8 protein-coding genes and 2 riboswitches are annotated in these 11,158 nt (G+C 29.5%); of the genes, 1 reads left to right on the top strand and 7 read right to left on the bottom strand.

All coding sequences use genetic code 11. From position 1 onward, the window contains the following. Positions 1–90: 90 nt before the first annotated feature. From NG918_RS12250 to NG918_RS12235, 4 genes are read right to left on the bottom strand one after another with little or no spacing between them, the layout of a single operon-like run. Positions 91–741, bottom strand: a complete 651-nt coding sequence (locus tag NG918_RS12250; protein WP_252212739.1) for a Dph6-related ATP pyrophosphatase — start codon at positions 739–741, stop codon at positions 91–93. A gap of 56 nt (positions 742–797) precedes the next feature. Then, the gene (locus NG918_RS12245) at positions 798–1,559 is read right to left on the bottom strand and encodes an ABC transporter ATP-binding protein (protein WP_252212740.1); all 762 of its coding nucleotides are present in this window, start codon (positions 1,557–1,559) and stop codon (positions 798–800) included. Between the two features lie 15 nt (positions 1,560–1,574). Next, complete coding sequence (locus NG918_RS12240) at positions 1,575–2,600, bottom strand: FecCD family ABC transporter permease (protein ID WP_252212741.1); 1,026 nt, start codon at positions 2,598–2,600, stop codon at positions 1,575–1,577. Then, the gene (locus tag NG918_RS12235; protein WP_252226419.1) at positions 2,581–3,510 is read right to left on the bottom strand and encodes an ABC transporter substrate-binding protein; all 930 of its coding nucleotides are present in this window, start codon (positions 3,508–3,510) and stop codon (positions 2,581–2,583) included. The genes NG918_RS12240 and NG918_RS12235 overlap by 20 nt, the downstream gene beginning before the upstream one ends. 198 nt (positions 3,511–3,708) lie before the next feature. After that, positions 3,709–3,886: riboswitch (cobalamin riboswitch) on the bottom strand. 205 nt (positions 3,887–4,091) lie between these two features. Between NG918_RS12235 and NG918_RS12230 the strand changes: the two genes are divergently transcribed. Next, entirely contained in the window at positions 4,092–4,934 is an 843-nt protein-coding gene (locus tag NG918_RS12230) for a choline kinase family protein (protein WP_252226418.1), read from the top strand. A gap of 46 nt (positions 4,935–4,980) precedes the next feature. Here the strand turns inward: NG918_RS12230 and NG918_RS12225 are convergent, their stop codons facing one another. From NG918_RS12225 to NG918_RS12215, 3 genes are all read right to left on the bottom strand, one after another. Then, a complete protein-coding gene (locus NG918_RS12225) occupies positions 4,981–6,363 on the bottom strand; it encodes an amino acid permease (RefSeq protein WP_252226417.1) in 1,383 nt (460 codons plus the stop codon). A 535-nt stretch (positions 6,364–6,898) separates the two neighbouring features. Continuing rightward, a riboswitch (glycine riboswitch) is annotated at positions 6,899–6,986 on the bottom strand. 534 nt (positions 6,987–7,520) lie between these two features. Continuing rightward, positions 7,521–9,278 carry an ABC transporter ATP-binding protein gene (locus NG918_RS12220; RefSeq protein WP_252226416.1) on the bottom strand — a complete coding sequence of 586 codons (1,758 nt, stop codon included), beginning with the start codon at positions 9,276–9,278 and terminating at the stop codon, positions 7,521–7,523. Then, positions 9,256–11,076, bottom strand: a complete 1,821-nt coding sequence (locus tag NG918_RS12215; RefSeq protein WP_252226415.1) for an ABC transporter ATP-binding protein — start codon at positions 11,074–11,076, stop codon at positions 9,256–9,258. The genes NG918_RS12220 and NG918_RS12215 overlap by 23 nt, the downstream gene beginning before the upstream one ends. Between the last annotated feature and the right edge of the window lie 82 nt (positions 11,077–11,158).

Raw genomic sequence — 11,158 nt, 5'->3', positions numbered from 1 at the left:
TTTACCTATTGCATATATCAACACACATTTAAAACAGAGCCTAATAAAAAATAATATTTAAATATATGTATTTTTCTTTTATTCTTTATTCTAAATATCTAAATATCCATACTCTTGAGTTTTTATTATTCCTTTTTTAGAAAAATTTATTGGATACTTAAATAATGGACCATCATATACAAATGTATGATATTCCCCATTTTCACCACAAGCATCAGAACCTGTAGCTTTTATTTGTTCTACAACATCTGTAGTTAATACTTTTCCTAAAAAGTCTTCAGACATACACTTAAGCTTTACATTCTTGATTACTGTTTTAAATCCTGAATCAATAAATTCATAAACTAAATCTTCCCTATTTTCTTGCCAAAGAGGAAATACAGCTTCAATGCTTGCTTCATTACATCTATCCGTGCACCATGCTCTATGTGGTTCTAAATCAATATCCCCAAATACACAAGAATCTATTCCATATTTTTCTCTAGCACAAATTAATGCTTTTGTAAAAGTTGCTTCATAATCATTTCCACCCTCTGAATCAACTAATAATAAAGATATATTCAGAGAATCTGCCATTTCTCTAATTAAATTTTCAGGCACCCCATGAAACCAAGATCTACAATTTTTTCTATCAACAGTAACAAGTAAAACTTCTGGCTTATGTCCTGCTTTTATCATTCTATATAAAGCTAAAGTACTATCTTTGCCGCAACTATAAGACATAATAAACTTTTTAACCATAATTAACTTCCTTTCATACTTATGTATTAAAAATAGATATAATATATGTGTATAATTTAATTATCCTTCCACTTTTCCAGTGCATTAATCATAAATTCTTTAATATCTATTCCATAAACCTCTTTCAACTCTTCGCCACTAAAGACTTCCTTTGGTGTACCTTCCTTGATGATTTGCCCTTCATTTAATAACAGCACTTTTTCACCAAAGGTTTGAACTAGGTTTAAATCATGTAATACCGCTATTACTATTCTATTATTTTCTTTTGTCCAGCTTTTTAAATATTTTAGTATTTGAATCTGACATCTTAAATCCAGATGATTTGTTGGTTCATCTAAAAGTATTACTTCTGGATCTTGTGCAAACGCTCTTGCCAAGTAAACTCTTTGAAGCTGTCCTCCTGACAATTCAGTTATTAGCTTATCCTTTAAATTCGATATCCCAACATTATCTAGACACCTTAAGACCATGTCCTTATCTTCATTACTTGGCTTTCCAAATACTCCATTTATATGAGCATATCTACCCAATAATACTGTTTCAAAAACAGTATAAGGAAAATATATATTACTTGATTGACTCATAAGAGCTATCTTTGTTGCTAACTTTTTTCTATTCAACTTACGTATTTCTTTTGAATCAAGAGTAATATTGCCTTTATAATCTATCAAATTTGCTATAGATTTTAATAATGTACTTTTCCCACAACCATTAGGTCCAACTATACAAAAGTTATTTCCTCTTTCAATATTAAAGGTTATATTTTTAACTACGTCTAAATTATCATATCCACAACTTAGCCCCTCTATCTTTAACATGCTTTTCACCTACTTTTATTTTTTAAAGTATATATAAGCAAAAAATGGTGCTCCAATTAATGCAGTTATGGCGCCAACTGGCAACTCTGATGGTACAATTATTGTTCTTGAAACTAAATCTGTTATTACCATCAAACATCCTCCAAATACTGCTGACATTGATATTACATATGAATGGTTTGATCCAAATATCTTTCTAACAACATGAGGTGCTATTAAATCAACAAAACCAATTACTCCACTTAATGCAACTGCACTACCCGTAAGAAACGCTACAAATAAAAATAAATTTCTTTTAACCTTATTTGTCTCAACACCTAATGCCTTTGCCTCATCTTCTCCAAATGTTAATACATCCATTTCCCTACAATAAATCATTACGCCAACTAATCCAATAATATAAAAAGGTATTGAAGCCTTAACGTAACTCCATCCTCTCATTGCGAATGAACCCATTTGCCACATTACAATACTTTGCATTTTATCACTAAACAATGCTGAAATTGTAGTTAATATTGCATTACAAAATAGTGAAAATACCATACCAACAAGAATTATTCTACTACTCGATATAGCGCTATCTGCTTTTTCACAAAGTTTAAGAACTACAATCATTGTAACCAAACTACAAACAAATCCAACTATTGGCATTGTTAAGTTGCCTAAAAATGGAATATAAGCACCACTTACAATTAATATTCCTACACCTAATGAGGCTCCAGAAGACAGACCTAAAGTATATGGTGATGCTAATGTATTTTTAAGAACTGACTGAGTTACAGCACCACTTACACCTAATGATCCCCCAACAATAAAGGCTAATAATACCCGTGGTAATCTTACATTCCAAATTATTACTACCTGGCTTGAATCAATTCCATCACTTAATGGAACACTAAAAATTTTATGGCCTAGAATTGAAATAATATCTAAAATACCAATATTGGAACTCCCAATGGAAGTTCCAATGCATAAAATTAAAAATACTAGCGGAATTGATAGCATTAATAATATTCTATTTTTATAAGTCTTTGTATTCATCTGGATAAATAACCTTTGCCATTTTCTTTAATGCTTTAATTATATTTTGTGATGGTCTTGAAGAAGCATTATTATCAATCATATATACATCACCATTCTTAACAGCTGTGATTGTGTTCCATCCTTCACGGCTAGTTATATCCTCTATTGCAGTTTTTTCATTTCCGCTAAGCCCTAAATTATTTGTTAAAATAACATGGGGATTTGCTGCAATTACTGACTCTTCTGAAGTTGTTATCCAAGAATTTTGGTCTCCAAAAATATTTTTAGCTCCAACTACTTCTATCATTTCATTTAAAAAAGTATCTTTACCAAAAGTAAATAAACCTGAACCTGAGCCTATTTCAAAATAAACACTTTTCTTTTCTGTAATAGTATCAGAAATAGTTTTTATTGCATTAACTTCTTTTTTCATATTTTCTACTATTTCTTTACCTTTCAATTCAGTATCTGTTATTTGTGCCATAAACTCTATATCACCATAAATACCATCAATACTGTAACTGCTTGGTATATATACAACTGCTATTCCTGCTTGTTTTATTAAGGCAAATGGATCTTCATCCCCTACTTTATTATGCCCAGAGGCTATTATCATGTCTGGCTTTAACGAAATAATAGCTTCAACATCTGGATTTCTAAAATCTAATTGTGGCAATTCAGGATTAACGCCTTCGATATCTGTTGAGTAATTATCTATTGCAATTAATTTATCACCTAAGCCTAATGCCATTAATACCTCTGTATTTGATGGTGCCGTTGAAATTATTTTATTAATTTCCTTAGGTGCTACAAATTCATTACCTTCTCTATCACGCATCGCAGTTGTTTTTTCAGTACAACCTACTAAAACTGACATAAACATTGCTAAAATCATTAATAATGATATGAGTTTTCTTTTGTGTTTCATTTCCATTCCTCCTAAAAAATATTATCAGTGCAACTTAATAATTATCAATTAAAAATCATATTAACTCAAAAAAGAGCCACTCTTTTTGAGAGTAGCTCTAAAAATACATACTAAGAATTTTATATTAGTTATAGTTTATATCTTTATTAAGCATAACAATAAATTAATAAATATTTATTATCTCACCCTCAGAAGATAATATGAATTCTATATATGGCAGGTCTCCCGACTTCACTTCATCCTACTTTTCTCACCTTCCCGAATTTTACAGTGGTGTATTTAAGAATTTCGTCAGTTTCACGGTTACTGGGATAGTTTGGGGTTTTCACCCAATTCCCTATTAAGTCAATAAAACACCTTATACAGTTTAATTTTCATACTGATTATATCCTTCAATATATTACTTGTCAAACAAAATCTTTTCTTCATGAAACCATCTTAGTTTAAACAATTACATTAATTACTAATTAACTATAATCAATTCTTTATTAAACTTTGTATAAATCTTTTATTCCCTTTTCTAATGTTTTTTGTTATAATTCTTTATTATTTTATATAAATGAATTAGGAGAATATTTAAAATGAATGAAGAGTTATTGTTTTTATTAAAACAAAATACTAATTGGAATACTAACCTTGTTACCTCTGTAGAAAGAATAGGTGGACTTAATAATAATAACTATAAAATTTCATATAATGGTAATGATTTTTTTATTAGAATTTGCACCAATCTATATTTAGATAATGATAGAAAAACTGAATTTCAAATCATAAATAAAGCTTCTAATATTGATTTAACTCCTAAACCTTATTATTTTTCTATCAAAAGTGGTAATATGATTCTTCCTTGGATAAAGGGTAAAATGCCTACTGAAGATGAATTCTCATCTATTAATTTTATTAACAAATTGACTAAAAGATTAAAAGAACTTCATAATTTAAATTGTGAAAAGCTCTTTAAACCTTTTAATCATATAAAAACTAGAATTGATTTATGTAAAAAATTCAATATCTCTTTACCTAATTATATTGATACACTTTTTAAAAAATTAAATTATCTAGAATTTATTCTAAATAATAATCCAACTATAGGCTTATGTCACAATGATCTTAATTGTTCAAATATACTTCTTTCAAAGAACAACTTATATTTTATTGATTATGAATATTCAGCCATGGGCGATGTTTTTTGGGATCTTGCTACAATATCATGGTTCCTTAATGATAATTGTAGAAAGAATTTATTAATACAATATTTTGGTTATTATAAAGAAGAAGATTATAAAAAACTATTAGATTTTTTATATGTAGTTAAATTTTATAATGCAACATGGTCATTATTAAAAACTAAAGATCCAAACAATGATTATGATTATCTTAACGGGGCTAATATTATTTTTGAAGATTTAAGACAAAACTCTTAAATAATTAATCTATTGTCGTACAAATGTCTAACGTAAGTGAGTTAACCTATACTAAATTTCTTTTTACATTTTCTTCATTTTTCTTTTTTGATTTAAGTATCTTGTAAATCATACCAAGCATTATAAACCATACAGGTGTTACAAATAGGGCTACACGAGTTTCATTATTAAGTGCCAATACGACTATAACAAAAGCAAAAAATGCTAGAATTATATAGTTTACCATTGGATAAAATGGCATTTTGAATTTACTCTTAGTAGCAAGCTCAGGATTAGTTTTGCGATATCTTAGATGGCAGATAACTATAATTGCCCAAATGAAGATAAAGCAGAATGTTGATATACTTGTAATAAGTACAAACACCCCTTCTGGTATAATATAGTTCAGAATAACTGAAATCAATATGACAGTTGCAGAAAACATTGTAGCATTAGAAGGTACTTGATGAGAAGTTAATTTTTTCATTGACTCAGGTGCATTATTTTCTTTAGCAAGAGAGTAAACCATACGACTTGTACTGAAGATACCGCTGTTACAAGCAGATGCAGCTGATGTTAGTACAACGAAATTTACAATACTTGCTGCTGCTGCGATTCCCACTGCAGCAAATACCTGTACAAATGGGCTTTTATCCGGATTAATTGAATTCCATGGGTATATACTCATAATAACAGTAAGTGCTCCGATATAGAAAATAATAATTCTAATTGGAATATTATTAATAGCCTTTGGAATAACCTGTTCTGGATTTTCAGTTTCACCAGCTGTTAAACCAACTAATTCGATTCCAGTAAAAGCAAATACAACCATTTGGAAAGAAAGGATAAAACCTCTTAACCCATTTGGAAACCAGCCACCATAACTCCAAAGGTTTGTAAAGCTAGATATACCAGCATCTGTAGAAAATCCTTTAATAATCATAAATGTACCAATTATAATTAGTGATAAAATTGCAACAACTTTAATTAAGGCAAACCAGAATTCCATTTCACCAAATAACTTTACTGTGGTAAGATTCATAATTAGTAAAATTACAAGAACTATAAGGCTTGGAACCCATTGAGCTATATTCGGGAACCAATATTGTATGTAAAGTCCAGCAGCAGTTAAGTCAGCCATAGCAAGTGAAATCCAGCAGAACCAGTAGGTCCATCCAGTAATAAATGCTGCTCTATCTCCTAGATAATCATATACAAAGTCTACAAAAGAATGGTAGTTCAAATTAGAAAGCAATAATTCCCCAAGAGCACGCATAATAAAAAAACAAATTATCCCTGTTATCATATACGCAAATAAAATAGATGGACCTGCCAAGTGAATTGACCTGCCTGCACCAAGGAATAATCCCGTACCAATTGCACCTCCAATTGCAAGTAATTGAACATGACGATTTTTTAGTCCTCTCGATAAATTTTGATTTTCTGACATATGTATTCCGCCTTTCTAAATGTTACTGTTTTTAAATCTGTGTTACTGAGATCACAATTTTCTAGAATTATTATTGGGCCATTGAAATATAGCTTTCTATTTCTATAATGCCCCAAAAAAGTATTATTGATGTTAGTACTGTTATAAAGCATAACTACAAGATATAGTAGCTGATAATACAGTACATAATGTTGCAAAACTAGTAACATTACCTTCTATATTGTCTCTTCCTTATTTTTCTCAAAAGGAAATTTTAGAGCCATAGTCAATTTGAATAATTGAATTAATCCTAGACATACAGTAAGACAGATTCCAGTTTCCATTAGTAAGGCTAACAGTTGCCTGCCCAAATACTATAGAATCGATTTGAGTAAGTACTTTTGTTAATTGATCCATTTTATCCCTCCATGTTAGTCAAAAAGCATGTACTAAAAATGCCTTTTCCTATATAAGTATTTTGTGATTGGAGATACAAATGGGAATAGATAAGATCTAAATGAAGTAATAGATAATCTATTACTTTTGTAAGATATGCTACCTTTCCCCTGTCCTTTTACCTGAGAGTTTCGCCTTACGACTTTCTCCTTCGGTGCTCTATTTCGAGTCTCTCCAAGGGTTCATCCAATAGCGGTCATCTCTAATTAAATAGGTACCTGAAAGATTTACTTCTTCGGTGCATGACCATAGCCATAACTCTCCCACTATCTTCGTCTGAACTATTAAAATATATACTAATACATTTTTAATAAAGTTGCAACAATTTCTTCATTTTTTTATTAAAATAAAAATGTTATTTCATAATAATTGCTAAAAACATCTATTATAAGATAATAACATGTTCCATTTATAGTAAATAATTTAAATAATAAAACTACTTCTATAAATGTGATATTTTAATATCAAGAAAAACTAAATGTTCTATGGTTGAGAAATTTAAAAGATCTGACTCCAATTAAATATTGAAGTCAGATCTTAACTTTATAATTTTTGTTTTTTACTTATATATTTGACAGAATGCAGTTTAAAAATAGAAGTGTTGCTGCTTAATTTATATTATTAGCTCATTACATTATATTAAAATAATAATCTATCACTCTATAATTATTGTTATTATGAATTTTATTTCATAATAACAAATATTTCAAATTATCTAACTACTAATATTCTGATTTTAATTTCCATGAATCTGAACTCATTTGTAAATTAACCATTCTATTGTATATTCCTTTCTTTCTCATTAATGTATGATGTGTTCCTTCCTCTGCTACTTTTCCATCACTTAAAACAACTATTTTATCTGCTGCTTCTATCGTTCTCATTCTATGTGCTATTACTAAAACTGTCTTTCCTTTAATCAACCTTGAAATTGCACTTTGAACCTTTGTTTCACTATCAACATCAAGTGAAGCTGTTGCTTCATCTAGCAAAATAACAGGTGCGTCTTTAAGAAGTGCTCTAGCAATTGATAATCTTTGACATTCTCCACCTGAAAGAGTTGACCCATTTTCTCCAACTATAGTGTTATATCCATCTGGTAATTCTTTTATAAATTCAGCACATCTAGCTGCCTTTGCTGCCTCAATTACTTCTTCATCGCTTGCACTCTGCCTGCCCATTCTAATATTCTCCATAATAGTATTATTAAAAAGAACAACATCTTGAAATACAAACGAAAAATTCTCTAAAAGTACTTCTGGGTTAATTTTTGAAATATCATTTTCACCTAAAAATATATGACCTTCATCTATATCGTGAAAACGTGCTGCCAATTTTGCAATAGTACTTTTTCCACCACCTGATGGGCCAACCAATGCTGTTACTTCACCCATTTTAGCTGTAAATGATACATCTTCAAGCACTGATTTTCCTTTTTCATATGAAAATTCAACATTTTTAAATGTTATATCATAATTACCTTTTTTAAACTTATTTGATCCACTTTGAACCTTATAATTAACTATTTGTTTTATACGATCTATTTGAAGACCAATATTAAAAATCTCTGCCATATTTGACATTGCACCAGAAAGAGGATCAAAAATACGTGATGCTGCAATCAAAAATAATATATAAGTAAATAAATCAGTTTCATTTTTTAATACCATTGAATTACCAACAACTATTACAGTAGCAAGTCCAAGTCTTAAAAACATCTGCCCTGTTGTAATAAGACTTGCAGTTGTCGTTTCAGATACAATCTGGGCTCTTTCTGATTCATCCATTTTTTTATCAAGTTTTTCTAAATATTCTCTTTCCCTATTACATGATTTTATAACCGATACTGTTTCTAAACATTCTTGTATTCCTTCTGCTAATCTATTTCTAGCTACAATATTCTTGCTTCCAAGTTTATCTTGAAGTTTACGTGATAATAAAACAATTGCAAATGAAATTGGAGCTACCCATAAAAGAGCAAGTCCCATTTTAAAATTCACACACAACAAAGTTACACAAACAATAATTGTTGAAATAACAGCTCCAAAAAACTGAGGTACTGAATGAGAAAAAGCATGTTCAAAACTTGCACAATCACTCATTATAATTCCTGTCAAATCAGCCGTATTACGCTCTCCAAAAAATGAAAGTGGTAATGTTCTAATTTTTTCACTGATTGAAATTCTTCTTCTTTTACTTTCATCATAAGTCCCTATATATGTTGCTGAATATTGAAGATAATGAAATATAAATATTACTGCTAAAATTATTACTCCGGTAAAGATATAAGTTGGAATTCCCCAATTTACAATTTTCTCTTCTTTTGTAATAAGCCACATAAATGAATTTATAACTAAAGCTAGTAATGCTACTGGAAACATAAGGCTTATATTTACTAATACAGAATATACTATTCCTTTTATCAAATTTTTTGCACCCTGCTCACTTAAAGCAAATTTATCTTGCAACAATCCTATCATCATAATCCTCCTTTGAAACTTTCCATGATATAGAACTTTGATAATCATTCCACATTGAATCATAAACTTTATGTTGGTTTAATAATTCTTTATGAGTACCATGTTCAATAATCTCCCCATCTCTAAACACAAATATTTGATCTGCATTTTGTATTGTAGAAAGACGATGTGCTATCATAATAACTGTTTTTCCCTTTGTAAGCTTTTCAAGTGCAAGCTGGATTTTATTTTCATTTTCAGCATCAGCAAATGCTGTAGCTTCATCTAAAATTATTATTGGAGCATCTTTTAAAACAGCTCTTGCTAAAGCAATTCTTTGACTTTCTCCTCCTGATAAATACGTTCCACCACTTCCAACTATAGTATTTATTCCATTTGGCAATCTATCTATTATTTCTTTACATTGACATAGTTCTATAGCATTTTGTACTTCTTCTAAACTAGCAGAAGGTTTTGCTTCTCTGATATTATCCAATATACTTTCTTTAAATAAATTTGTATTTTGAAATACAAATGATATTCTGTCCATAAGATCCTGCTTCAAAAGATTTTTAACATCTGCTCCGCCAATATAAACTGACCCTTCACTGGTATCATAAAATCTAGGAATAAGACTTGCTGCTGTTGATTTTCCTCCTCCAGAAGCTCCAACTAAAGCAACAGTTTTTCCTTCTGGTACAAAAAAACTTATATTGTTTAATGACTTTTTATTTGCTCCAGGATAAATGAACGATACATTTTTAAATTCAATGGAATTATCACATATAGAATCTGACTGCTTTGGTTCTGGTAAAACTTTTTCTGATAATATTTGCTCAATTCGTGTAATGGCAGCTTTTGCAGCCATTAATTGTTCACTTGCAAACATTATACGATTCATCATTATTGTACAAACTGGAGCAAATAAGCTATAAAAAAGAAAATCAAGAAATATATTCATACAACTGATATTATCCGAAGCACCTCTAATAATTATCATTCCTAAAGGTATTAGTAGTAAAAAAGTCATATTAAGCGTTACTGTAAAACTTGTTAGTGGTACTCTGCATTTAATTGCATATCCAGATGCAAATTTATTATATTCTTCAATAGCTGCATGAAAATTCTTAAATGAATATATAGTCTGCTGAAAGACTTTTACAACAGGAATTCCTCTTATATATTCAACTGCTTCTTTATTCATATTTTCTAATGCAGTCATATATTTAGACATAAATTCAGCATTTTCTCCACCAATCATTTGTTTTAAAAATATTACGCTTATTCCAAGTGGTATTAAACAACATATACCAAGTTTCCAATCGAAAACAAATAATAAGACTAGTGTTACTATTGGCATAACTATAGCTCCTGTAAGATCCGGAAGCTGATGTGCAAGAAACCCTTCTGTAAGTCCTGCATTATCGTCAATTATTTTTCTTATCTTACCACTAGCATTCATATTAAAATATCCAAGTGGCAATTCAACTATATGATGCATAGCCTTCTTTTTCATGTTTTTTGCAGTACGGAATGCTGCAATATGTGAAAATATAAGTGCTAAAAAATATAATAAAATACTTGCTGCAGAAAAAGCAAAAGCCATCCATGCATATGTGCTACTTTTTAATGATTGATTAATATATCCATTAATCATTCCTGCACATATGTTACGTATTACAAACCATATACATACAAATGGAATTATTGATAGTACTGTGCTTATTGCTGATAATATGCATGCCAAAACAGTAAATTTATGATAATTTCCTGCAAACTTAAACATTCTAGCAATTTCACCGTTTTTATTTTTTTTCATAACATAAATCTCCTTTCAAAAATATAAATGAGTGGATTTATTCACCCCACTCATTTATAATAAATCATTGTCTAATTTTAAC

Source organism: Clostridium sp. ZBS2, from assembly GCF_023845855.1.
GTDB classification, from domain to species: domain Bacteria; phylum Bacillota; class Clostridia; order Clostridiales; family Clostridiaceae; genus Clostridium; species Clostridium aquiflavi.
The sequence above is the reverse complement of the archived record's forward strand: the minus strand, read 5'-3'. Positions and strand labels throughout refer to the sequence as shown.